This window comes from Priestia sp. BR_2 (assembly GCF_041954005.1).
In the GTDB taxonomy this organism is placed as follows: domain Bacteria; phylum Bacillota; class Bacilli; order Paenibacillales; family Paenibacillaceae; genus Paenibacillus_AQ; species Paenibacillus_AQ lautus_A.
The window spans coordinates 120,679-143,294 of the sequence record NZ_JAVFHM010000312.1; the positions used below are offsets into that span (position 1 = coordinate 120,679).

Consider the following 22,616-nt stretch of genomic DNA (forward strand, 5'->3'; position numbering starts at 1 on the left):
AGTAATAGATTATCTAAAGCTTATGGAGTCGTTGGGGCTTCCCCAGGATTTTTGAAGAGTCCGCGGCTGTCCAGGATCGTAACACCGTAATCAAAGTAGATTCGGAAATCCATGCCCAAACGATCAAACGGAATATCCGTTTCGAGCGTTGGTTCTTCCTGGCCGCGTAGGTATGTGACTTCAACGGTATCTGCAATATTCGGATCAGCAGCCAAGTACCAAGCGAACTCGGAATATTGGTCCAGTTCTGCATCCACAATGATATCCATCGCATTACGGAACACATTCGTTACACCGCTGTGTTTAGCTTCCGGATCAGCCTCGCTTCGGAGGTATTGTCCTGCTGCCGTTTCCTGTTCCGCTGGAACGATCAAGTACTTCGGAGCAATGTTCAACGTCGATTCGCCCCGAATTCCTTTTTGCGTACGCATCATTTTGCGTCCTTCGCTCATGGTTGCTGTTCCGATAGCGCCAGCGGTACCAAGATTGTTATGTGGAGAGCTGAACAACGTTTCGCCATCAAATATAACCGGGTTAGACGCAAGCATCTTGTAAACGAGTTTGTTGATGCCGCGTTTGGCCGCGATAACATAAGCAGCAGGCACCCGGCTTAAAACGCTCAAGTCGTCATTAATAAATGCTTCGCGAGTAAAGCCCCAACGTTCGGCATAGGTCAGTACCGCTTTCGTTACTTTTTCATCCTTCATAGCTGAATCATACGGAATAACTCCATTTTGCGGAGTACGCTGCAATTCACCAGCTTCCGAAATTCGATAGTGTTCAGCTGCTTTAAAGTCGGAGTTCGAACCCTTACCTGTCCAATATTGGAAGGTCGTTGGGGCTTCCTGATACGCCTGAGAAAGTGATTTATTAGCTGCATTAGATAGAATCGACTGGAATGTTGTATCCGGAGACAATGCCCGCTTCAACAATTCCTCGTCACTCATCCGGTGTGCACCTTGAATACCTGCACGCTGCAAGCACTCCACCGCTAGATCCCGCATGCGCATGGACCGGAGCTCTGGCGCTCCTGCTGCTGGCTTTACAACCGAACGGCCGGCACGCATTAACAGAGCATCGGAAGCAGCTGAGCGGAATTTGTCTTGGTCTTCTGCCCCGAATTCAATACCGGATGGATGCGGCGCATGATTCTCCCGCTGCTTGGTTAAAATCGCATCTTTGACCACTTCCAAGGTGCTACCGTCACGAATAAACAGATCCGCATCCATTCCAAAATCCCGGCAGAGCTGAGAAATCTCTGATACTCTGGATCGCTCCGCCTCCATGGCCTGACGCTTCAGTGCCTCTGTATCTATTGCAGGTGGCGTATGAACTGGAACCCCTGCCCGTTCACCGCCTTCAGGGGTTGAGCTTCCACCCACTCCTGCCCCTGTATCCGGTGCATGCATCAAACCTTGTGCTGCCAATGCCAACATTTTTAATCCTTTCATTCCTTCGTCCCCGCTTTCATCATTATGACTTCTTCCCACGCCGACCGATGGATCAGCTGGCGTAGGTTCAACACTGATTTCAAATGGCTGCCATTTCAGAGCCACGTATGCCGGACCTGCAAAGCGTCCGTTGGCTGAAGATTTTCCAGCCTTGACCTCTTCCCATGAACTAACGGAATAACCAACGGACACGCCCTTGATAATTCCCTTCAGGACCTTTTTGAACACTCGGTCGCTATCTTCATCGTCATCAAATCTAACAAGCGCTCGAGCCTTCCGCTCTGCATGATCCAGCCAGACTTTTTCAATGCTTCCAATCGGCATGCGTCCATACTTGGCATCCCGACCATGAGAAAAGAGCAGTACACCAACTTCCTGAAGCCGGGTCAGATCTATCGATTCAGGATCGTGATTCAAGATTTCAGAGCCAAAATAGCGTTCGTACGGCGCCTCACTGGAGAATGACAACTCTACTGTTCGCGCTTCTTCATTAATCGTTTCACGTTGAAATGTTAGGGTACGTGTTAATGACGGCGGTGTATCAGCTCTCGTCCTCGTCAGTGACATCGGCAGTATCGGATTCTTCCCCACCGTTATCCTCCTTTAGTAATTCATTAAGATATTTCAATTCGGCTACCCGCTGCTTCACAACGTCACGCCAGTCCTCACCCCGTTCAGCGCAGATGCGGGCAAGCGTATCCTGGTTGGACTCCAATGCAGCTTTATTGGCGTTGACTTCCTTGCCTGGATCAATCCAGTTATAGCCTGGTGGTATCCAAACATGGGTGCCATACTCTTTTCGAGACTTGAAATAATTCGGTAAATCCAACTGTCCAGTTAGATGCATGGCATCAAGAAATTCAAGATAGATCGGAGTAAGCACCTTCTTAATCAGCATCTTTTGCAGCTTCTTATACAGCTTCCGGTCCTCGATCAGCCCCTGACGTGCAGAAGAGTAATTGACTTGCGATAAGTCCCGCGAAACCGCTTCATAACTGAGTCCAATCCCTGCCGAGGATAAACGGACCAGCGTCGTAATAAACTCCTTGGTATTGGATGCTTGTCCAGCCGGTATCACGGTCTGTACGTCATCCCCCGGATTCAATTCTCCGATCATACCCGGGGATAGAGTCATGCCGCTGTAATCTTTGCGATCGCCGCTGCCAACTTGTCCAATTCCACGACCAGGACCACCACCGGATGGCGTATCCCGTTTAATAAAGACAGACAAGCAAGCCAACACTCGCTCCTTAATGGATACCGCTTCAATAAACTGATTAGCATCCTTGATCCTTGGTAAAGCTGTCGCGAGCTGAGAAATCTCACGGACCTGCTTCGGAGAATTTTTTTTGAATAAAAAAATGACGTCCTTCGCCTCTATCCGGACACTTTCTCCAGGCAGCAGCGATTGGCCGTCTAATTTCTTGAAGTGATATGCAATAGGTTTGTTGTACTTGTCCAGCTCGATCCCTTCTACAATCCGGTTTCCATTCTCCCCCGGAACAATCGTATTCAAGGTATTCAGATCATCCACCGACCGAACTTGAATTTTAAAAGGAAATTTATCATCCTTCGTGTAAACTTTAACGACCAAGATCCCACCATCGACAAAGTAACGCCGGAGTAAGGTTTCTTCAATCTCATCCAATGACTGTGTACCTGTAATGTCGATATTTTCTGCTTTGCAAAACTCTTCCCAAAGGGCCTCGATAGCTTGGTTCATCTCGCCATTTTGATTCCCAGGTTTGGTATGTGGGATCTTCGCTTGCAGCATCATGCCTGAACCAACCACATTTCGCTCTAGTGCAGATAAGATGGCGCCGGCTATGTCACTATTTCGCTCCAAGTCCTGCGCTCTGTAGCGTATCCGCGTACGCTCCCCCTGCGAAATATTGTCAAAGCCTTCCGTGCCCGGATTCCAGTTCCGGTTTAATCGCCCGGTATTCCCACTGTCAAAAGCAGACACCGCCGAACGCCAAGCCATTCGTTTATATGCCCATTGCGGACTGACCGTGGCAATGGAGCGTTCTAGCCAATTCAGATTCATCACCTCCCTTCAAAGTATGTGGTGCGAAACATACCGCCATGTTCAATTTCACTGATTTCCTTTTCGAGCCGTGTACGCTCCGCATACAGCAAACCAAGATCCGGACGGCGAACCGACTTGCTCCCGATCCGATATTCCTGAGCTCCGCCTAAAATAGCGGAAATCGCGGTCCGTACCTGTAGCAGCTCCGTATTAAGTTGAGTCAATCGTTCCTCTGGCATCATAACCATGACCCTCCACCTCCTACCCAATTGTTATTGGCAGGCTTTGCCGGAACATTTTCACTTTCCACCGCCTTCTTCTCAGGCACCTGCTCATACCGCATATATCGGATACCCAGACAATCCGCTGCGAATGCGGCATAGACCTCGCAATCCAAATAATGATTGTCCGCGTGGGCTGTTTTCTTACGCCATACTTCAATTTCACGTTTACCCTGCTTTTCTGTTACCTTTTCTTCAGCAGTGATTTGTTCAGCGTAATCCTCATCGCAGTCAAGATAAACGAACCAACCTCCGGCCTCATCTTCCTTTCTGGATAAACGACCCGCTATAAAATCCTTATAAAATCCGCCATCCACGTGATATAGTGACAAGCCATAAACCCCGCGTTCTTCACGGTCAATTTTGGTTAGCCTGTACTTCGATGGCAGCGGTGTACTGGAGCCCTTGATTGAAACGGCCCATTCAGGGTTTCGAGCGCAAAAATCATAAGTTTCATCGGCATTGTATCCGGAGTCAACCGCGCATAAATTAACAAAATGCTCTGTTCCGTCTCGGGTCAGGTACGAAATATTCATAACATCCTCGATCTCGGTCCAGGTTTCCACGACTCCATGACGAATGTTGGAGCTTTCCATTTTCTCACCCCAGGCTCTGATCGTGTAATAAAACCGATCCTTCTGAACATCGACGCCACCGGTTAACAAAAGTGTGCGGTCCGGAACAACGCCCTCTTCATATCCACTGACTCTCTCTAAAACCTTGCTGCTATTGAGCTTGATTTGAGTATTCTCCCAAGGCTCTGCCAGCCAAGAATTTATAAAGTTCATCAGTTCTTCGGGTGTGTCCTTTGACGAGACAAATTCGTAAGCCACATCACCAAACCGAACCCACGGGCTATAGATGGCATTCAAGTGGTACGCAGTTTTCGTGGCTGGAACGGTAGAACCTGTCTCGGTCCTCCACTCTCCTCCTCGTAGCATAAAGGGTTTATGCGCGTCTCTTATGATCTGCTCGCAGTGCTCACATTCGTAATGGGCCGTTTCCTTGATCTTCTCTCGGCTCAGGCTCTTGTTGTAAATGATCCGCTTATATTTAAACGTTTGAAACTGCCCACAATGAGGGCATGGGACGTAATATTGCATTCGAACGTCTGCAGATAACCACGCTTGCCAGATCGGACCGTTTTTCAGCGTCGGTGTGGAGGTTTGCATGATTTTCTTATTAAACGGGAAGGTTTTGGTGCGTTCCCGTGCAAGGGCTCTTGGATCCGCCTCCTTGCCTGCACTTTTCGGGTATTTGTCCACTTCGTCCATAAACAGATAGCGAATAGCCCGGCTCGAAAGTGACGCCGGACTGTTGGCTCCTGCAATGACCGCATACATCCCGTCGAATTGAAGTTCCAGAAGCTTGCTGTCATCGGATTTAAATCGATCATTCAAGGCAGGACTTAATTCCACCATCGGCTGCAGACGGTTTTTTGATGTGTATTCTGCCAAATCCAACATCGGATAAACAATCAATGCCGGATTCGGGTCCTGTGCAATGACGTACCCAAACATGTTGTTCAGGCTTTCTGTACCTCCGACCTGGGTCGGCTTCACGAATATAATTTCTTCGATTCGTGGATCAGTGAAAGCATCCATGATCCCCCGCAAATACGGGGTTCTGTCTGTTGACCATGGCCCCGGTTCCGCTGATGTTTTGCTGTCCAGGATCCGGTATTTATCTGCCCATTCCGATACCGTGAGTTTCTCCGGTGGCCGCAGCACTCGGAGGGCGGATAACAGCCATTCCGACCATTCCTCATCAATCTTTTTTCGCATCATACACACCTCGTACGGACAGCTGTAATAATGCGGCGTTGGTGGTATCTGAAATGCTCTGCTCGATCATTCTCACCTGATCCGGTTCCACGTATGGCGCTACCTCCATAGCGATTTTGCGGCTGAATCCGCCCATAGATCTTCTGAGTGAAACTAAAAAACGTTGGAGCTCACTCACAACGTCTTCCCTTTTAATATATTCACCTTTGGCTATCGCATTTTTTAGAGTGGCTGCCTCTGCCTGCTGCTCTTTCAGCTGTGCCTCGTATTTCAGCTTTTGTTGGGAGAGTGTCATGCCTTCTTCGTCATCCTGATTCTTCTTCACGCCTCGGTTATCCATTACCCAAGAAATGACTTCTTTTAGCGAATACCATCCTCGAGCCTTTTTGGGCATTCCACTTCGCTCCCACTGTGCAATCGTATTGCGGTGGACATCGAGCACTTCACAAAGCTCGGAAGTCGCGATACATAAGGCTCCGTCAATCATTTTAGCTTTCACTTTTTCACCCATATAACCCCCTCCTTTTTGCACAATGCCTAGTGTGCAATTTTTATGAAATCCGGTGGAATGCCGGGCTCACTCGTACCCGCATAGGCACCCACCCCCTGGGAAGGACCCGTGACCCAAAAATCCGCGAGGCCGCGCCACAAAAGGACTCTCAGCTTCTGCTATATCATTAAACCTATGCTGCACTCTGTTTTAACCCTCTGAGTTATCCTTATCTTATATTCTGGAGAACTCATAGAGTGGCCCAACCCCCTTGTGTATCAAGGCTTTGCAATACTTCACCTTTACCAGTTCGCCATGTGTAGTTTATGGATAACTCACAACTTAAATCGCTTCGTTGCGAGGTTGATTGTGTCCTGTGCAATGCCGATATATCTCAATGTAATATCGGGCGTTGCATGATTGAATATCTTCTGAAGCATGGCAATATCTTTAGTTTCTTTGTAGAAATGGTACCCGTAAGTTTTTCTGAGAGTATGGTTTCCAATGCCTTCGAGTTTATATTCCTCTGTGATTGCTCTCATGATCTTATAGGTCATGGACCGGCTTAATGGCTTATTAACACCCTCACGGCTTTTAATCAGGAACTCGTCATCTGGACGATCCTTAACCAATGCCAGCAGCTCACGCCTGATTGTTGGGTTCATTTCAAACGCCTTTTGTTTCCTCGTCTTCTTCTCCGTAATGTACAGCAACGGTCTTTTCAGATCCCTTACACGCAATGGTAAGATGTCAGATATCCTAAACCCTACATTGATGCCGATAACAAACAGAATATAGTTCCGAATATCTCCATTCAACAGGAGCCGTTTCTTGATATTTTCAATAATTTCCTTGTCTCTTATCGGTTGAACATACTTCATATCACCACCTCACAAATTCCTAAGCATTTGGAAAAAATGATTTCAAACAAAAATAGCCGCTAAAAGCGACTATTTTCTACCAATGTTGTATGTATATCTCCCATCACTATCGACAGAGAGGATTTTCATCCTTACATGATAATCTACAGCATCATTAATTAACTTCGCTAATTTGTTTTTAAAAGAGAAATTCCCTTTAAAATGAAGTGCAAATTGTTGATAAATCATTAGAAATGAAAATTTACCATCCTTGGATTCTTTACTTAGATTTTCATATACTTTAGTCAATATGTTGTTTAACAGTTCCCAGTTATCATCCTTGTTAATTGTTTGAATATCAATTGCTATTATTTGTGTTAGCTCTTCTTTAAGCTCTTCTTTAAGCTCTTCTGATAGCACTTCCCATGTAAGCTTCACTTTTTCATTGATTAGTTGACCTTCAGGAGTATCAGCGTGTTCCTCATTTTCTTTATACTCTTGAACCTTTTCTGTTAACTTACTAAAGACCTGATCTACCCTCTCGTTTATTTGGTTTATACTGGTAAAATCGATGCTACTTACCTTACTATCTACCTGGCTAATTCTTTCTCTAATCTCTACTAAAGTCGATAAAGTCTCGTCCTTGATTCTGTCAGTTTTAGTCGCTTCTCTAACTGATATATAAATAGCAATAAAAGCAAGTGCAATAGAAACGAAAGTTGAAGTGTACGAAATTAGACTCATAACTTCATTTTTATACATGTAAGACGTTCCGGAGACAAAAATCGTTAGCCCTAATAACCAAAACCAATCTCGATTTTCCCACTTCATAAGCTTACCCCCATATTTCATCTGAGGTAAGTATACAAGAATCGATATTTTTTTTCCTTATTTTTCTTTTGTCATCATCAGTCTTTGACAAACAACCCGGCTGCAGAACTGCACACTGCCTTCCCATCTGCCCCACACACATCCCCTGCATTTTAACGGCTGCTTCACCAGCTGTTTTTCTTGTTTCACTATGTAATTAATCCCTCCTTTATCGTAAAAGAAAAAACCATCCGATTACCGGATGGTCATAAAAAGGTTATGAAGAAAATCTCAATCGGCCCCGACAGGATTCGAACCTGTCTGATACCATGTAGGCCATATAAAATAATGGAGTGATCTTAACTCCATTCCCCGCACAGCACCCTTGACGATCCACGTCTAAGGTCATATTATATGACCTACAGCACAGCCGAGCGCCTACAGCGATAAGGGGGCAGTAGACATGTTCCCAGGTAACTTTTACCTGTCTCCACTGTATCCCTTATCCGCCGTCAGAACGCCGTCGTTGTGCGGTCAGTTCACCGTCAGTTATTTTGGAGATACCCCCATAACTTTAGGCTGTCTGCAATCGCTTCGACCCCTTTGTCGATGTGACGATCCACTGTCTTCTCACTCAGACCTCTGCCATTGTAGTACTTCACGGTTTCTTTCCACTTTCGAAGCTTGAAGAATCGATGCTCTACGATCCGCTTAACCTCTGGATCCTGGATCAAATTAAACGCAAGCTCTATATTCTCCACTTCTTCTTTTTTGGATTGGTAAACCTTTTGTTTCTGATCGGGTAGAGTTGCTTGCTGGGCAAACGCTTCTACCATCTGTTTGTTTAACATATAGTTCTCTAATAGCTTACGCGTGAACAACTTATCAGCAGCCGTTACCGACGGAAAGAGCTCCCCTTGCTCCCATGGTTTTTCAGCCAATAACATTCCCCTCATTCCCCTCTTATGTTATATTTATAAGAGAGGAACACTTGTTTGAGTCCACCGTGCGACGACCAAATCACTGCGGTGGATTCTTTTATTTGTCATATAACCCCGGGATAATCGAATAGATCGATCTGCCCCTCTTTCATCACCTCCTTTGCAGAAGCATCCATAATCAACCCTTCCTCTAACCATTCAGCCGGTGCCTGATGTAAATAATGAGGCCATATGGGTTCTCCAGCTCTCGAATAATGCGGATTCTTCGCTGCTGCCTTCTCTGTCCAAACCCAATGTGTATTGGCGGTTACTCTATCATTGTTTCTTGTCACTGCTCTTCCTCCTTAAACTGAATGATCCCACTTTCACTCAATGTGATGAACAACGTAGCCAGAGCCCTATTCCGATGCTTCGTATACGTATCCTTTGACATCGAAGGCTTAATGTAGCTACTGAACACCTCATAATCCTTACGATAACAATCAATCATAAACCGCTGAGTTATGATTTCCTTTTCTCTTTCAGCTAGGCGTCCTACAGCTGATTCAACAGCAAGGACGTAACTGTCCCGTTCTGAATTCCCGGGTATTCTCTTACATAAATCGTACTGTTCAAAGACGAGCTTCATCAAACGATTAAGTTCGATATTATTAAGGTTTGGGACAACCGATTTAACGATCATATTATCTGCACCTCACCACAAGATTTTCTATTCTTTTCAAACCTAATTAGCTTAGATAAACTTAGAATGCGGCTTATTTTTCAAAAGGGGACAATTTCATGATTGAATTAATTAAAGAGATATGTGTTTTTCGTCAGAATCATCCAAGTATCAAAGGTAATAAAATTCTTGTGCGCGATCCAAAATTGATTAACGTTAAAAATCATTTACTAGATTTGAAAAATTCTCTATCCCTCAAATTTCAAAACTTCCATGGAATAAATTTTGAATTTGTAGAATCCAAAGGGGAAGGTTTTTTTCCGAACGTACTCCATGTTTCAATTCTTCCCCCAAACCAGAGGGTTTCAGATGGTATTTATGTCGTAATATGTTTCGATGTCCTTGGTAGAGGAATTTTAGTTGGCTGTGCTGAATCAAAGACTAATCCCAAGGGGTTAACGACTATCAAACGTTCAGTTAATAAGGACTTGCTAATTGACGTCAACGGTGGAAGGCCTACAACGAAATACAATGATGTATTTGTAAATCCAAAAGAATTTCTGGTTAACTCAATCGAAGAAGAAGCTTTGCATACTCATATTGAAGAGTCCTTATTATATTGCCTGTATTATTTAGGTATTCTGGATGAAAAATTGTTGAGTTTTAAAAACCGCGTCAATTTGTCAAACAGTACATTTGAACCCGAAAATCTAGAAGATGCCAGAAACAAAACTTTGAAATTTATTACTGCAAGAAGAGGACAACAGAAATTCAGAAATCAGTTATTAGCAGCCTATAAAAATAAATGCGCTATATCAGGTTGCAATGTAACTGAAGTTTTAGAAGCTGCCCATATAGTTCCTTATAGCGGTAATAAGACAAATACACTCTCCAATGGGATATTACTTAGGGCTGATATACATACACTTTTTGATCTAGGTCTTTTGACAATCGATGCAAAAACTAATCGTGTTAAAATAGCAGTTTCTCTCAAGGGATCTGCTTACGAACAATATTTGGATCAGTTCATACCATTTTCAACTGATGTCACGAGATCCCTCAAATACCATAATGAGAATATATTTCAAAAGTAAAAATCATGGGGCGGTTAATACCACCGGCTGATTCTCAAAGAAAATTCCTGGATGCCGCCCTCAACTTCATCCGGATCCAATTCGCCGAATTGATTTATAAGGTCTTGCCGCGTCGGGATATGTCCCGTCGCCAGCGTCCGGTCCTTTAAGTACTCAAACACACTCCATTTATTGAGCTCCATATCATGCCGACCTCCGATCATAATTCACGAACTTATTGAAATTCTTGAGGAAAACCAGCTCCACGGTGCCGATCGGACCATTGCGCTGCTTGGCAATGATGATCTCGATGATGTTCTTCTTCTCTGACTCCTGATCGTAGTAATCATCCCGGTAAAGGAAAGCCACTACATCCGCGTCCTGCTCAATAGAACCGGATTCCCGCAGGTCACTCATCATCGGGCGCTTGTCCTGACGCTGTTCCACGCCCCGGCTGAGTTGGGATAATGCAATCACCGGCACCTCAAGTTCCCGAGCCATTTGCTTAAGGGTCCGAGAAATCTCAGAGACCTCCTGTTGCCTGTTCTCCCCACGTTTCCGGTTGCCGGCTATCAGCTGCAAATAGTCGATAACCACCAGGCCTAGCCCCTCCTGTTTCTTTAAGCGCCTGCACTTATTTCGTATTTCATGAACTGTTATGTCAGGTGTGTCATCGATCAGGATATTGGATTCACCTATGTAACTGACGGCCGTTGCTGTCTTCTCCCAATCCCCGATTTCGAAGTTCCCCGTTCTAATCTTACTTGCATCAACATTCCCTTCCGCGCTTATCATGCGCTGTACCAGCTGAGGTGCCGACATTTCAAGACTAAAGATTGCCACGGTTTCTTTTGACCTTACCGCCACATTCTGAGCGATATTAAGGGCAAATGCCGTCTTACCGACGGACGGACGAGCCGCTACGATGATCAAGTCACTTTTTTGAAAGCCGGCTGTCATCTTGTCGAGATCCGTAAATCCGCTCTCTATCCCGGTAATTCCGCCGTTGTCCCGATTGGCGTATCGTTCTTCAAGACTCTCATACACCTGAATGACAACGTCCCTCACACGGATAAACTCTTTGGTTGGTGCTGATTGATCCGAGAGCCGTGCTGCTGCTACTTGCATCTGAGTAATTGCTGCCTGCGCGTCTCCATTCTCTGACGCTTCCCGGATCTGCTTCATTCCTGCCTGAATAACCTGCCTCAGCATATGCTTGTCCCGCAAAATACCCGCATAATATTCAACGTTAGCCGATGTAGGGACAGATCCGGCTAGCCGCGATAAATATTGCACGCCTCCCACATCCGCCAAACGCTTTTGCAGATCCAGTCGCTGAGCCAAAGTAACAATATCGATAGGTTCACATTCTTCACCGAGCTCCATAGCGGCCTCATAGATGAGTCTATTGCCTGTTTCATAAAAGGCATCCGCAGATAACGTTTCGACTGCCTCAAGGGCCATAGGATCAATCAGAATAGCTCCTAGAACCGATGCCTCAGCCTCTGGACTGTGCGGTAGTTCAATTCCTGTTAGTGCTTCGAAGAAGCTTTGCATATAACGCCTCCTTCAATCCGGCCGGGGGCGGTACGGCTCCCTGTTTCCAGTTATTAAGTTGCTCAAAATAGGTCGTCGTCTCTTGTCTCATACGCCGACGCTCTACCTGTTCCCCAACTCGTCCTCTAATATCTGCGATATTCGGCGGGAACCGTTCGGTAAGAATATGCTTGTCCACGTTGGATAGTGCAGTTTGGTAGGGGAAATCACGAAGGTATTTAAGATGCTGCTCAACACTTTCTCCGCTGGCGTCAAACCCTGGGTAATTCTTCTTAATAACCTTGAGCAGCATAGCTACTTCCGCTTTGTTCACGAATCCTCTCCTCCTCGATAATCCGGTCAAGCTCATCGATTTGCTGTTGCTGCTTGCCTCTACGATCCGGCAGGTCCCTAATCACTTTTGGATTGTCCCTTGATGCTTCAAACAGTTCGTCGAGAGCAATTGCTTCTTCAAGGGTCGTGCACTTGGACCGGAAATAATCATCCAGAATCTTAGTGATCAGGTTGAAGCTGTATCCCTTTGCAGCCAATGCAGATCGTTCGATTGCCCTAATGACAACAGCCTCTTCCATTCCGTCTTGATCGATGTAAGCAATTAACTTCTGTGCTTGGAATGGATTGCATTCGAATCCATACACTCGTTTATGAGCTTGGTAAAATGATTCATTCGCTTCCGCGTCAGAAGAAGCAGAAGAAGAATTAAGATCTTTAAATAAAGCCGAACCTTTTACCTGATGTTTTACCTCATGGTTTACCGCACGTTTTACCTCATGGTTTACCTCAATATTTGCGGTAAGTGGGATCAATTTATATTTGCCTGCCTTTTGTTTCCCCTGAGACTTATACTCAAGCCTACCCTTCTGGACCAAATAGTTTCTGTGCTTGTTCAGCGTGTTTTCTGAAATGCCGGTCTTTGCCATAAGCGTAAGATTGGCTACAGTAAACCATTCTGGATAACCACTCTTATTTGCGATTGTCATAAGGTGAAACCACAAAGTTTGTGTGGTTGCTTCCAACGGGTTTGTTTCGAGCCAATCAATAAAGCCGTTCACTTCATTTAGATAATCCACGGTATCACCTCTAAGTTTTCACTTCCGATGAAGGAACCGGATCTGGAGAGCATCGATCACCAACTTTGTATTTATATCATCAAGGCGATCCATGCCGGACAGATCGACTTTATGAATGGGGTTGAATAAATGCAGTGCCAAATCAAGAAGGAACTTCTCTGAACTTGACCATGGCTTGGCAAGCTCCTTCAGCTTGCGGACATGTACGATCCCGCCCGGGATATCAAAATACTTCGTAGTCAGGTACTGCTTTAGTTTTGGGTGATTTCGAAATAGATACAACATACTTGACCAGTACTTATCAATTCCAGGCAACGTGCTCATTCAACGATTCCCCCTTGTTGGTAAAGTCAGAAGACGGTATAATATTAGTAAGTAAATTAGCTTCATCTATCGAAAAATGGTGGCCGGCCAGGGCTGCCATTTTTTCTTTTGCAGCAGTGATTTCTTCTTCGATCTCTTGTATGCTCCCGAGCAAAAATGTGCTGCTATTCTTATCCAACATGCCTCTATATCTCAATCCACGATACATCATCGTTAACTCTTGAATATGACTCCGAGCTGCCTTAAAGTCGTAATCGTTATCGTTACCCATTTTCACACCTCAGTTCAGATATTTTTTGGATTTCAGATACGCCCGATGTTCTTTCCAAACTCCTGTCCATGAGAAACAGTATTCTTTACAGAGGATCGCTACATAGTGGGTCAATGCCGTTATAGCCTCAACACACTCCATCAATGTAAGCTTGATCTGCTTCATATCAGCCTCCAACAATTGCTCCTTTGTCTTCGTAATTGGTGCCTTCATCAAAGCTTCTGTAACCTCGCGTATTTCCTCCAGGGTTTTCAAATGGACGCTTGATTTGTGAAGGTCGGCGTTATTGAGCCATGGGACGAATGCACCTTTAGTGACTTCCCCAGCTGCAGCGATATAAAGTTGTCCATCATCATAATGCTCGGTCGTCGATGACATAACTTCTTTCGATGGGTTCCGAGTGCCTTTAACAATTTTGCCTATTAGAGAAGCATCTACATGTGCTGCAGCTCCTGCTTTAGTGCGAGTTTCCCCGGTCCTTTTTAATACTTCTTCAAGTGCTGGTCCGAATTGTCCAATTGCCATCTTTGTTTTATTCTCCTTTGTCCGTTTATTAGGATGAATTAGGACAAGGGGATGACGTATTATTTAGTTGTAAGCAAGCCCTTCCCCTTATCCCCTCACTTGCCGCTGATTGCAGGTACCGCGCCAGCGGCTTTCTTCTACTCTTCTAAGTTCCTGCGATGAAGCTTTTAGCAACCTTCTATATTCCAACTGTGATAGTAAATCTGAATTGATCGAATAACGTGGAAGAGATAATTTAAGTGCAGATTCCAAATCCATCTTTTTAAGTAACGATCGAGTGACCGTAGCCGAAATGCAGGCTGTACGAGAAGTATCCTTCATCCATTGAAACCTCATTAGCTTGTCCACCCGTAGAAGCCTATAAGGCTTCGCCCTTCTCTTGAAGATCTCGAATAATGGCCCAAGCTTTCTCATGCATATTCTTGATGACCTTGTCTTTCTCTTCAGGCGTTCTTGCCATGTAATCATCACAGATGTGGATCGTACTCTCACCGATCGTATACGTCTCAACAATGTTTCCTTCCGGTAATTTCACTTTTGGATTCGGCAACTGCACATCCCTCCCGGGATTATGTATATGCAGTGCAGTCTGTGGGACAGCCATTCAAAAACACCTCCTAAACTGCGTTGTTTTCCTTGCAAACTTCGCGTACTGCGTAGCGACTAACTAAAAAAATTTGTTCAACCTTGGTTTTATACAGTTCAGCAATCTTAAGTGCCCTCTCAGAATCAATATGCCGGTGGCCATTTTCAATCTGAGATAAATAACCTACCGGAATTCCAAGGTTCTTTGCAGCCGCGCCAAGTGTCAAACCAACCGATTGTCTAGCTACTTTTATCGGACTATCCATCTTCACCACCACCTTAAAATTCTTTGCATAACGTGAAGTTATTTATATATTATATCGCGATACGCAAAGTGTCAACGCATTTTGCAAAGTTTGTGCACATATTATTTTCATTATGCAAAGTGCAAAGTATAATTAAATTTAGGTGATGAAAAATGTTTGTTGGAGAACGTCTGCGTAAATTACGCAAAGAACAAAGACTCACAATGAAAGACTTTGGTGCAAAGTTTAATCTTGCTGAGTCAACAATTTCCGGTTACGAAAACAGCACCAGAAAACCTGATTTGGATACCATTGATAAATTCGCTGATTTTTTTGGGGTCTCGGTGGACTATCTAATGGGTCGAACAATTGTACCAACACCTCCAGATGAGATAAACATGTCATTCTTCGGAGGACCAGACAAATATACTGCCGACGAAATAGAAGAAATGGAGGCTGCATTAAAGCGATACCGTGAAATGAAGCAACGTGCAGCCGAACAAGCAGAGAAGAAATGATAAATTCAAACATCTCAAAGAGAATACAGGCCAGCAATGGCTTTTCTTTTTAACATAAATAAGAACATACATTCCCGTCATGAGGTAAAATAAGTATGAATATTACATTTTATAATGAAACCTCACTTGAGTTATGGATCACAGAACGCTTCATTCTCAACAATATTCTTACACCTATAGATCTTGATATTGAGAATATAGCAAGAGCCTTTAAAATCGAACTTCAATATGCTTACTGCAGATCATTCTCAGATAATGAGAGTAGGCTAATTGTTTTAGACAAACGCGAGAATAAGATCTCAAAACATCAAATTTTCTTTCACGAGTTGTGCCATGTACTAAGACATACTGGTGACCAGCGCAACATGCCTGAGCTCTTTAAAGACGGACAGGAGAATGAGGCAGCACATTTCACTCTATACGCTGCCATGCCCTTCTTTATGATCAAAAATTTACCTCTACCTGATAACCAAAATGAAGCTGTCGAATACATAGTCAACTCATTTAAAGTAACTCATAGACTCGCCGGGCAGAGATTAAAACAAATTCAACGTCGTATTCTTCAAGGGGAGCTTGATAACAGCGTCGCTAAAGCGATTCTGAATCAGAATCATGCCCCTATGCAGGATTTACCTGTTGATGGTATCCGTGTTTCTGCCTACTATGACTCTGCATCAGATATTTCGGATCCATCCCAAATCGTTCTAGAAGTCAGCGCAAAAGCTATGAGCTCCGAAAGTGAATTTTTCTTCACAGTCGATGATCGATTCACAGCCTTTGAAGGTGAAGATCTGGACTCCATACCTTGCACCAAATTAGCCGTAAGTGACTTGTACTACCGGAACGATCAGATTGGAATCAATTTGTCCAACCTTAGCTTGAAATACGGGCAAACGGGAAGACGTTTTGTTATACAAATGCGGGACATTGAACAGGTCCTTATCTTTGAGAAGGGGTATTTCTGATTGTTGATAAACATAATTTAAACTGGGAGGGTTCGTACTATGGAAGAATACTGCATGTATTTACGTAAGTCTCGGGCCGATGCTGAGGCCGAAGCTCGTGGCGAAGGCGAGACTCTTGCTAGGCATGAGAAGCATTTACTTGACCTTGCTTTTAAAATGGGGATCAACATTTCTGCAATCTACAGAGAAATTGTGTCTGGTGAGACAATAGCTCAGCGGCCAGAGATCCAGGAGCTCATTCAGGATGTCGAGGCAGGTAAATGGGCTGGTGTCCTCGTTATGGAAATTGAGCGTCTTGCCCGCGGTGATACTGTCGATCAAGGTATCATTGCTCAAACCTTTAAATATGCCGGCACCAAGATCATTACACCAACGAAAACATACGATCCTAATAATGAATTTGATGAGGAATATTTTGAATTCGGCCTGTTTATGTCTCGTAGAGAATACAAGACAATCAACCGCCGGCAACAAACAGGCAGGAAAGACTCCGTCAAAGAAGGTAAATTTATTGGCAATATACCTCCTTACGGCTATGAGAGAATGAAACTTGAAAAGGAAAAGGGCTTCTCTCTCATCCCCCATCCTGAACAAGCGCCTATCATACAAATGATTTTTGATTTATATGTGAATCAGGGATTAGGAACCGGTCTTATTGCTAAGAAACTCAATTCACTCGGTATACCAACCGCCCGTAATTCTTTATGGACCGTGGCTACAATTAATGGCATCATTCGAAACCCCGTATATTACGGAGTCATAGCTTGGAGACGGAGGCCTGAGAAACGCGCAAGAGTTAAAGGCGTAGTTAAGAAGTCTCGCCCCCGTGCTTCGTCTGAGGAGTGGCTGGTTGCCGATGGGAGGCACGAACCAATTGTCTCGAAGGAACTATGGGATAAGGCTCAGGAAACGCTTCAGACGCGCTCTCACCCGCCTGCACCGGCCGGGATCATCGCCAGCTCACTAGCTGGTTTAATCCGATGTGAGATTTGCGGCAGGCTCATGATCAGAAGACCATATAGCAGAAATCAAGCTCCCTCGTTAATGTGTGTAACACCCATGTGTAAAAACATCAGCTCATCTTTCGAATTAGTGGAGCAACAAATCCTTGAAGGACTAAAGAAATGGCTCCAGGAGTATAAAGCACAATGGGAATTAACGATAAGCAACCATGAAGCGAATCCTGAGCAATCGCTCTTGGCAGCCAAAGAACAAATTGTTAAGTCTCTCCAAACAAAATTAGGGAAATTGAAAGATCAAAATAATAATCTACATGATCTAGTGGAACAGGGGCTTTATACTATCGAGGTTTTCATGGAAAGATCACAAGTGCTCAAGAAAAGAATCGAGGAAGCGGAACTCTCACTTTCGAAAGCTATCGAGGAATTAAAGCTGGAAAAGAAACGGCAGCATGCCAAGGTGGACATTATCCCGAATATTGAACACGTATTAGATGTGTATCCAAAAACTGAAGACCCTGCCATGAGAAATGAATTGCTTAAATCCGTGTTAGAAGTATGCACATACAAAAAAACTGTCCGAGGTCATTGGTCCAGACCTGACAGCATGCGGATGTTTGATTTGAAATTATACCCTAAGCTCCCTAAGAACTAATCCCCTCATCTTCATGACTGATAGCTATAGTGTGCGAATTCCTCGGTTCCGATATCGTTGAGCAATCCGATCACTTTGTCTGGAATCGTATACCGCTGGTTCAGATAACGCAGCGCGGCGGCCAGCTCGCCGTCAGCGCCTCCATATTGCTCCATCAAAAATTTTGCCATTCTCGGATCACATTTACTTACGCGCACCGGATACTGAAGCTTTTTTTCATATACCCACATGGGCTCTTCCGCCTCCTTGTTCTCGCTTTTCCTCTTCGTGAGGGCTGCATGCAGGTGGTGAAGCAAGCAGCAGCCCGCTGGCCAACGCCGTCAAACCTGCCAAGGCCAAGGGCCTTGGGCCCATTCGAACGGATATTTGGAATAAGCACGGCCAAAATTTTGCAGGGGCCCATACAACTCCTGGAATTGCTTCGCGAGCACCGTCCTTTCCTGCGTCAGCTTGTTGAATTGCTCGATGCTCTTGAGATCATCCGGATGGGTGTCCAAATACAGGTTCAGCTCGACGAGGACAAAATCCAATGCCTGAAGCTGCTCCAGCATTTCGTAATACTTCCGATCTCCAACCTGGGGTCTGGCTTCGTTCACGGCCGATCACTCTCCTTTAAATTTTCGCGAGGTATACGGGCTATACAAGGACGGCCATAACGTTCCGTGTCTCAATGCCTCGGCAGGGCTAAACTGCGGCAGGCCGGGCGGTTGAAACACGAGATACTGGTTAACCGGCACCACATACGTTCTGTAGAGCTTGGGCGGGCAAGGATCAAATGGCGAATGAAATACCGGGTATACGCGCACCTCAGGGTTTTCCTTCAAGGGTATTCCTCCTTATCGTTACTATCCGTCGTTTTCAAGGACTCTTCGTATTTAACATATGTCTTCCGCCCAGAAAATGAACTCCAAAATGACAAAAAAACCCTCTTCCCTGGAATATTCCCGGGAAAAGGGTTCGCATCAAGTTGTCCTTCAGAATTTGATCTTGATTTGGAACAAGCCCGCTTTACGCATGGCGGAATAGATAATGACGACCAGGGGGCCGATAAAAAATCCGATCACGCCAACCAGCTTAAATCCGACATACATGCTGACCAGTGCCGGTAATGCGCCGATGCCGACGGCATCCCCAATGACCTTCGGCTCCAGCACGCGGCGGATCACCGTAATCAGGATGAACAGGAAAATCAAGCCGATCCCAGTAAAAATATCGCCTACCGCGAGCAGGTAAATGGACCATGGGATCAGTACGGAGCCTACGCCAAGGATCGGCAGGATGTCGACAATCGTGACAAGCAGGGCGATGGCAAGCGGGTAATTGATACCTAATACCAGCAAGCCGAGCAGCGTGATCACGTACGTGAACAAACTGAGGATCAGCTGGGCCCGTAAAAAGCCGAATATCGATTTTTTCAGGCTGAGCAGCACTTCATTCACCTGCGACTGGGAAGACTCGTCGAACAGCGACAAGACCTTCTCGCGCATCGTATCGAGGCTGAACGCAAACAAGTAAACCGCCACGCAGAATACGATGAACGTGACAAACAGGTTAGGCAGCGTTTTGGCAAAGGACAGGAAGGTTGAAGATACCGAATTGACCAGCGACTGCACATAGGAAGAAATATTCGACATAAATTCGGTAAGACTGTCGGCAAGGCCCGGCGAAACGCCGTTCAGCATGTCCTGAGCCTGAATAATCGTATGCTGAAGGAATTCATTGGCCCCCGCAAAATATTGCGGAGCCCTGCTCCAGTATTCGACCAGCTGGTTAAACACCTGAAGCCCGATCAGATAAGCCAGAAGCAGCATCAAGAGAAGAAATAGCGTGCTGGTCACGGTTGCGGCCGCAATGCGGTTCAGCCGGAGCCTTTTCATCAAGAGCCGATTTAACGGCTCCAGTGCAATAGCAATCACGATAGCCAACAGGAACGGAGCTCCGACCGTAAACATTCCGTAAAGCAACAGGAGCCCCAGACCGATAAAGATCAGCTGCTTAATCGACATAATCCACTTCCTAACAAATAGAGTCTTGCTAGTTCTGGGTGAGGCTGCTTTCCAGCTTCTGATGAATCATGACACGGGTTACGCGCAACCGGGTAGATTCCTCAACTTCAAAGACCACCCCGTCAAAGGTGGTTTTCTTCCCGACTGCCGGGTTCCCTTCCAGCTCCTTGAACAACCAACCGCCAATGGAATCGACGTCATGCTCATCAATCATCAAGCCGGTCAAATCATTCACTTCTTCGATGAGCATTCGACCGTCTACCGAAAAGGACTCATCATAGACTTCGATTTCCGGCCGCTCGTCTTCGAACTCATCGTACAGGTCCCCGACAATCTCTTCCAGAATCTTCTCAGCCGTGAGAATGCCGGCGGTCCCTCCGTATTCGTCCACCACGAGCGCAAGCTGCTCATGTCTCGCCTGCATCTTCCGCAGCACCTGGCTGATTTCCATAGATTCCGATACGTCCATAATCGGTCTCACCAAGGATGTCAGATCACGCTGTTTCTCCGGCTCTGCCAGAAGGAGATCCGTAATGTGGACAAATCCGATGATGCGGTCCTTGTTGTCCGTGGCAACCGGGTAACGGGAATGCTTCGTCTCATTGACGATCCGAAGGTTCTCCTCCAAGGTAAAATTGGTGAACAATACGTCCATATCCGTCCTCGGCAGCATAATTTCCCTGGCTCTCAAATCGGAAAAATCGAACAGGTTGTCCATCAATTTCATCTCGTTCTCGTCGATGACACCGCTCCGTGCGCTCTCGGTCATCAGAATCCGAATCTCTTCCTCGGAGTGGGCTGCCTCGGCCTCGCTTGCGGGCTCGATGCCGACCAGCTTCAGAATACGGTTAGCGGAAGCATTGAGCACCCAGATCACCGGCAGAAAAATGCGGTAAAACCAGAGAAGCGGGGCTGACAGAAGCAGTGCCGTGCCCTCCGTCCGCTGAATAGCCAAGGATTTCGGTGCAAGCTCCCCTAACACAATATGCAAAAAGGTGATAATACAGAAGCCCACCGCGACCGATATCGTGCTGATCAATCGCTCATCCGCAAAGCCGATGCTGTGCATGATGGGAGCTACCAGCAATTCGGAAATGGCGGGCTCCCCGATCCAGCCGAGTCCCAGGGAAGTCAGGGTAATCCCGAGTTGGGTGGCGGATAAATAAGCATCCAGCTTTTGGTTTACTCTCAGCGCAATGCCGGCAAGCCGGTTCCCTTCGCTAACGAGCTGGGTCAGCCTGGATTGGCGCATTTTCACGAGTGAAAATTCGGCGGCTACAAACACGCCGTTCAACAAAACGAGCAGGAAAACCAAGAGTAAATTCAAAATCAGTTTCCCGACCTCAAATTCCTCTGCCATGATGACACGCCTTCTTTCTAGGGTTCTAGTTTGTCTTTGCTTTTCTCGACTTGAAATCCACACCCCGATAGTACATGTCGGCTACCAACAGGTTCGGGCCGCAGCAGCTCACTGCATCGCAGTGACAGTTGACCGTTTGATTCAACGGATGCCCTGTAGACCATGCGTCAAAAATATCGTCCAGCTTCTGTTCCTTAATATTACCAAAAGCCGGGATATCAGCAAAATCCGTTACGTACACGTCGCCCGAGAATAAATTCACATTCACCCGGTTACGGCCATCCGGATCGTTCCGCACCGTTACGTTCGGTTCTTGCCGCAAGCGGCGAATGATCTCCTGGTCATGATCGTCCGAGCTGCAGGCATAGAACGGCAGCGTTCCGAACAGCATCCACATGTCCCTGTCTCGGACATCCAGCAAATGATGGATGGCGGCTTTCGTATCGGCCAAAGACAAGACGGGCAGCGCGGATGCAAAGTTCGAAGCATACATCGGGTGAACCTCGTGCCGCTTGCAGCCCATGTCCTTGATCAGCTTATGAATGCCGCCCAGTTTCGTATGCGTTCTGTAGTTAATCATTGATTCGGCGGATATGTACATGCCGGCCGCGCTCAGCTTCTCGGAATTGATCAGCATCGTGTCGTACATCTTGTATGCCGTTTCCTTGGAGACAGGGCGAGCGCTATTCGCAAATCCTACCTCATAAAAGTCGTCCCCGTTCAAGTAATTGAACGAAATATGCATAACGTCCAGATAGGGCAGCATCTTCTCGTACCTGCCGATATCCAGCGTCAGATTGGAGTTGATCTGAGTCCGGATTCCCCGTTCCTTGGCGTACTTGAGCAGGGGAACAATCACGTTATCCACCGTTTTGCCCAAAAACGCCGGTTCACCGCCCGTCAAGCTGATCGTCTGCAGATGCTCTACCTCATCCAGCCGCTTCAGCATCGTATCCAGGGGCAGCATCGGGGCTTCCTTCATGACGAGCATATCACCGACAGCGCAATGCTCGCAGCGCATATTGCACAGATGCGTCACTGTCATTTCCACGCTGGTCAGCACGTGGCGGCCATGCTCGCGCAGGGAAGTTATCGGATCCCACGGATCATAACTCGGCGAAATAGGCCTTACGGCTGATGGAAACGGCTGTGCTGTATTACTCATGGTTCACTCACCTTATTTCTTTGAATTACCG

27 protein-coding genes and 1 pseudogene are annotated in these 22,616 nt (G+C 46.0%); 4 read left to right on the forward strand and 24 right to left on the reverse strand.

Annotated features, from left to right (window positions below):
* Positions 1 to 20 precede the first annotated feature (20 nt).
* From RB298_RS27270 to RB298_RS27310, 9 genes are all read right to left on the reverse strand, one after another.
* A complete protein-coding gene (locus RB298_RS27270) occupies positions 21 to 2,042 on the reverse strand; it encodes a prohead protease/major capsid protein fusion protein (protein WP_486049497.1) in 2,022 nt (673 codons plus the stop codon).
* Positions 1,993 to 3,498 (reverse strand): phage portal protein, encoded by a 1,506-nt coding sequence (locus tag RB298_RS27275; protein WP_486049499.1) that lies wholly within the window; start codon positions 3,496 to 3,498, stop codon positions 1,993 to 1,995. The genes RB298_RS27270 and RB298_RS27275 overlap by 50 nt, the downstream gene beginning before the upstream one ends.
* Complete coding sequence (locus RB298_RS27280) at positions 3,498 to 3,728, reverse strand: hypothetical protein (RefSeq protein ID WP_486049501.1); 231 nt, start codon at positions 3,726 to 3,728, stop codon at positions 3,498 to 3,500. The genes RB298_RS27275 and RB298_RS27280 overlap by 1 nt, the downstream gene beginning before the upstream one ends.
* Entirely contained in the window at positions 3,719 to 5,548 is a 1,830-nt protein-coding gene (locus tag RB298_RS27285; RefSeq protein WP_486049502.1) for a phage terminase large subunit family protein, read from the reverse strand. The genes RB298_RS27280 and RB298_RS27285 overlap by 10 nt, the downstream gene beginning before the upstream one ends.
* Positions 5,529 to 6,056 carry a hypothetical protein gene (locus RB298_RS27290; protein WP_486049504.1) on the reverse strand — a complete coding sequence of 176 codons (528 nt, stop codon included), beginning with the start codon at positions 6,054 to 6,056 and terminating at the stop codon, positions 5,529 to 5,531. Before RB298_RS27290 ends, RB298_RS27285 begins: the two co-directional genes overlap by 20 nt.
* A 314-nt stretch (positions 6,057 to 6,370) precedes the next feature.
* A complete protein-coding gene (locus RB298_RS27295; protein ID WP_486049506.1) occupies positions 6,371 to 6,916 on the reverse strand; it encodes a tyrosine-type recombinase/integrase in 546 nt (181 codons plus the stop codon).
* A 69-nt stretch (positions 6,917 to 6,985) separates the two neighbouring features.
* Complete coding sequence (locus tag RB298_RS27300) at positions 6,986 to 7,726, reverse strand: hypothetical protein (RefSeq protein ID WP_486049507.1); 741 nt, start codon at positions 7,724 to 7,726, stop codon at positions 6,986 to 6,988.
* Positions 7,727 to 8,250: 524 nt separating this feature from the next.
* Positions 8,251 to 8,652 (reverse strand): hypothetical protein, encoded by a 402-nt coding sequence (locus RB298_RS27305; protein ID WP_486049509.1) that lies wholly within the window; start codon positions 8,650 to 8,652, stop codon positions 8,251 to 8,253.
* Positions 8,653 to 8,750: 98 nt separating this feature from the next.
* A complete protein-coding gene (locus tag RB298_RS27310; protein WP_486049511.1) occupies positions 8,751 to 8,978 on the reverse strand; it encodes a hypothetical protein in 228 nt (75 codons plus the stop codon).
* Positions 8,979 to 9,426: 448 nt separating this feature from the next.
* Here RB298_RS27310 and RB298_RS27315 point away from each other — a divergent pair, with 448 nt between their 5' ends.
* A complete protein-coding gene (locus tag RB298_RS27315) occupies positions 9,427 to 10,401 on the forward strand; it encodes an HNH endonuclease (protein WP_486049513.1) in 975 nt (324 codons plus the stop codon).
* Positions 10,402 to 10,415: 14 nt separating this feature from the next.
* On the opposite strand, the gene RB298_RS27320 is transcribed toward RB298_RS27315, so the two are convergent.
* The 9 genes from RB298_RS27320 to RB298_RS27360 all read right to left on the reverse strand — a co-directional run bounded on the left by RB298_RS27320 (position 10,416) and on the right by RB298_RS27360 (position 14,978).
* Positions 10,416 to 10,583: a hypothetical protein gene (locus RB298_RS27320; protein ID WP_486049515.1), complete on the reverse strand. Its 168-nt coding sequence runs from the start codon at positions 10,581 to 10,583 to the stop codon at positions 10,416 to 10,418.
* A 1-nt stretch (position 10,584) separates the two neighbouring features.
* Complete coding sequence (gene dnaB, locus RB298_RS27325; RefSeq protein ID WP_486049517.1) at positions 10,585 to 11,937, reverse strand: replicative DNA helicase; 1,353 nt, start codon at positions 11,935 to 11,937, stop codon at positions 10,585 to 10,587.
* On the reverse strand, positions 11,903 to 12,250 hold the full coding sequence (locus tag RB298_RS27330) for a hypothetical protein (RefSeq protein ID WP_486049518.1): 348 nt from the start codon (positions 12,248 to 12,250) through the stop codon (positions 11,903 to 11,905). Before RB298_RS27330 ends, dnaB begins: the two co-directional genes overlap by 35 nt.
* Positions 12,210 to 13,007, reverse strand: coding sequence for a DnaD domain protein (locus RB298_RS27335; RefSeq protein WP_486049520.1), 798 nt, complete (start codon positions 13,005 to 13,007; stop codon positions 12,210 to 12,212). The genes RB298_RS27330 and RB298_RS27335 overlap by 41 nt, the downstream gene beginning before the upstream one ends.
* 18 nt (positions 13,008 to 13,025) lie before the next feature.
* The gene (locus RB298_RS27340; protein ID WP_486049522.1) at positions 13,026 to 13,331 is read right to left on the reverse strand and encodes a hypothetical protein; all 306 of its coding nucleotides are present in this window, start codon (positions 13,329 to 13,331) and stop codon (positions 13,026 to 13,028) included.
* Positions 13,309 to 13,602: a hypothetical protein gene (locus RB298_RS27345; protein WP_486049524.1), complete on the reverse strand. Its 294-nt coding sequence runs from the start codon at positions 13,600 to 13,602 to the stop codon at positions 13,309 to 13,311. The genes RB298_RS27340 and RB298_RS27345 overlap by 23 nt, the downstream gene beginning before the upstream one ends.
* 9 nt (positions 13,603 to 13,611) lie before the next feature.
* Positions 13,612 to 14,127 carry an XRE family transcriptional regulator gene (locus RB298_RS27350; RefSeq protein ID WP_486049526.1) on the reverse strand — a complete coding sequence of 172 codons (516 nt, stop codon included), beginning with the start codon at positions 14,125 to 14,127 and terminating at the stop codon, positions 13,612 to 13,614.
* A gap of 358 nt (positions 14,128 to 14,485) precedes the next feature.
* Positions 14,486 to 14,731: a hypothetical protein gene (locus RB298_RS27355; RefSeq protein WP_486049528.1), complete on the reverse strand. Its 246-nt coding sequence runs from the start codon at positions 14,729 to 14,731 to the stop codon at positions 14,486 to 14,488.
* Between the two features lie 13 nt (positions 14,732 to 14,744).
* Positions 14,745 to 14,978: a helix-turn-helix domain-containing protein gene (locus tag RB298_RS27360; RefSeq protein ID WP_486049530.1), complete on the reverse strand. Its 234-nt coding sequence runs from the start codon at positions 14,976 to 14,978 to the stop codon at positions 14,745 to 14,747.
* Between the two features lie 152 nt (positions 14,979 to 15,130).
* On the opposite strand from RB298_RS27360, the gene RB298_RS27365 reads away from it, so the two are divergent.
* The 3 genes from RB298_RS27365 (at position 15,131) to RB298_RS27375 (ending at position 18,054) form a co-directional block, all read left to right on the forward strand.
* The gene (locus RB298_RS27365; protein ID WP_486049532.1) at positions 15,131 to 15,475 is read left to right on the forward strand and encodes a helix-turn-helix domain-containing protein; all 345 of its coding nucleotides are present in this window, start codon (positions 15,131 to 15,133) and stop codon (positions 15,473 to 15,475) included.
* Between the two features lie 95 nt (positions 15,476 to 15,570).
* Positions 15,571 to 16,440 (forward strand): ImmA/IrrE family metallo-endopeptidase, encoded by an 870-nt coding sequence (locus tag RB298_RS27370; protein ID WP_486049534.1) that lies wholly within the window; start codon positions 15,571 to 15,573, stop codon positions 16,438 to 16,440.
* A 39-nt stretch (positions 16,441 to 16,479) separates the two neighbouring features.
* Positions 16,480 to 18,054 carry a recombinase family protein gene (locus RB298_RS27375; protein ID WP_486049535.1) on the forward strand — a complete coding sequence of 525 codons (1,575 nt, stop codon included), beginning with the start codon at positions 16,480 to 16,482 and terminating at the stop codon, positions 18,052 to 18,054.
* A 29-nt stretch (positions 18,055 to 18,083) separates the two neighbouring features.
* Here the strand turns inward: RB298_RS27375 and RB298_RS27380 are convergent.
* The 6 genes and pseudogenes from RB298_RS27380 to yfkAB form a co-directional block, all read right to left on the reverse strand.
* A pseudogene (locus tag RB298_RS27380) lies at positions 18,084 to 18,284 on the reverse strand (manganese catalase family protein); the annotation flags it as partial.
* Positions 18,285 to 18,374: 90 nt separating this feature from the next.
* The gene (locus RB298_RS27385) at positions 18,375 to 18,650 is read right to left on the reverse strand and encodes a spore coat protein CotJB (protein ID WP_036659829.1); all 276 of its coding nucleotides are present in this window, start codon (positions 18,648 to 18,650) and stop codon (positions 18,375 to 18,377) included.
* Positions 18,651 to 18,656: 6 nt separating this feature from the next.
* Positions 18,657 to 18,878: a spore coat associated protein CotJA gene (locus RB298_RS27390; RefSeq protein WP_096776328.1), complete on the reverse strand. Its 222-nt coding sequence runs from the start codon at positions 18,876 to 18,878 to the stop codon at positions 18,657 to 18,659.
* Between the two features lie 150 nt (positions 18,879 to 19,028).
* A complete protein-coding gene (gene ytvI / locus RB298_RS27395) occupies positions 19,029 to 20,060 on the reverse strand; it encodes a sporulation integral membrane protein YtvI (protein WP_009595724.1) in 1,032 nt (343 codons plus the stop codon).
* A 28-nt stretch (positions 20,061 to 20,088) separates the two neighbouring features.
* Positions 20,089 to 21,420 carry a hemolysin family protein gene (locus RB298_RS27400; RefSeq protein ID WP_486049538.1) on the reverse strand — a complete coding sequence of 444 codons (1,332 nt, stop codon included), beginning with the start codon at positions 21,418 to 21,420 and terminating at the stop codon, positions 20,089 to 20,091.
* A gap of 25 nt (positions 21,421 to 21,445) precedes the next feature.
* The gene (gene yfkAB / locus RB298_RS27405) at positions 21,446 to 22,585 is read right to left on the reverse strand and encodes a radical SAM/CxCxxxxC motif protein YfkAB (RefSeq protein WP_096776330.1); all 1,140 of its coding nucleotides are present in this window, start codon (positions 22,583 to 22,585) and stop codon (positions 21,446 to 21,448) included.
* Positions 22,586 to 22,616 lie beyond the last annotated feature (31 nt).

Excerpts from the sequence above, each read along its gene's own strand:
- RB298_RS27275 (WP_486049499.1), bottom strand. The coding sequence starts at position 3,498 with ATGAATCTGAATTGGCTAGAACGCTCCATTGCCACGGTCAGTCCGCAA.
- RB298_RS27280 (WP_486049501.1), bottom strand. The coding sequence starts at position 3,728 with ATGGTTATGATGCCAGAGGAACGATTGACTCAACTTAATACGGAGCTG.
- RB298_RS27285 (WP_486049502.1), bottom strand. The coding sequence starts at position 5,548 with ATGATGCGAAAAAAGATTGATGAGGAATGGTCGGAATGGCTGTTATCC.
- RB298_RS27290 (WP_486049504.1), bottom strand. The coding sequence starts at position 6,056 with ATGGGTGAAAAAGTGAAAGCTAAAATGATTGACGGAGCCTTATGTATC.
- RB298_RS27295 (WP_486049506.1), bottom strand. The coding sequence starts at position 6,916 with ATGAAGTATGTTCAACCGATAAGAGACAAGGAAATTATTGAAAATATC.
- RB298_RS27300 (WP_486049507.1), bottom strand. The coding sequence starts at position 7,726 with ATGAAGTGGGAAAATCGAGATTGGTTTTGGTTATTAGGGCTAACGATT.
- RB298_RS27305 (WP_486049509.1), bottom strand. The coding sequence starts at position 8,652 with ATGTTATTGGCTGAAAAACCATGGGAGCAAGGGGAGCTCTTTCCGTCG.
- RB298_RS27315 (WP_486049513.1), top strand. The coding sequence starts at position 9,427 with ATGATTGAATTAATTAAAGAGATATGTGTTTTTCGTCAGAATCATCCA.
- RB298_RS27320 (WP_486049515.1), bottom strand. The coding sequence starts at position 10,583 with ATGGAGCTCAATAAATGGAGTGTGTTTGAGTACTTAAAGGACCGGACG.
- dnaB (WP_486049517.1), bottom strand. The coding sequence starts at position 11,937 with ATGCAAAGCTTCTTCGAAGCACTAACAGGAATTGAACTACCGCACAGT.
- RB298_RS27340 (WP_486049522.1), bottom strand. The coding sequence starts at position 13,331 with ATGAGCACGTTGCCTGGAATTGATAAGTACTGGTCAAGTATGTTGTAT.
- RB298_RS27345 (WP_486049524.1), bottom strand. The coding sequence starts at position 13,602 with ATGGGTAACGATAACGATTACGACTTTAAGGCAGCTCGGAGTCATATT.
- RB298_RS27350 (WP_486049526.1), bottom strand. The coding sequence starts at position 14,127 with ATGGCAATTGGACAATTCGGACCAGCACTTGAAGAAGTATTAAAAAGG.
- RB298_RS27355 (WP_486049528.1), bottom strand. The coding sequence starts at position 14,731 with ATGGCTGTCCCACAGACTGCACTGCATATACATAATCCCGGGAGGGAT.
- RB298_RS27360 (WP_486049530.1), bottom strand. The coding sequence starts at position 14,978 with ATGGATAGTCCGATAAAAGTAGCTAGACAATCGGTTGGTTTGACACTT.
- RB298_RS27365 (WP_486049532.1), top strand. The coding sequence starts at position 15,131 with ATGTTTGTTGGAGAACGTCTGCGTAAATTACGCAAAGAACAAAGACTC.
- RB298_RS27370 (WP_486049534.1), top strand. The coding sequence starts at position 15,571 with ATGAATATTACATTTTATAATGAAACCTCACTTGAGTTATGGATCACA.
- RB298_RS27375 (WP_486049535.1), top strand. The coding sequence starts at position 16,480 with ATGGAAGAATACTGCATGTATTTACGTAAGTCTCGGGCCGATGCTGAG.
- ytvI (WP_009595724.1), bottom strand. The coding sequence starts at position 20,060 with ATGTCGATTAAGCAGCTGATCTTTATCGGTCTGGGGCTCCTGTTGCTT.
- RB298_RS27400 (WP_486049538.1), bottom strand. The coding sequence starts at position 21,420 with ATGGCAGAGGAATTTGAGGTCGGGAAACTGATTTTGAATTTACTCTTG.
- yfkAB (WP_096776330.1), bottom strand. The coding sequence starts at position 22,585 with ATGAGTAATACAGCACAGCCGTTTCCATCAGCCGTAAGGCCTATTTCG.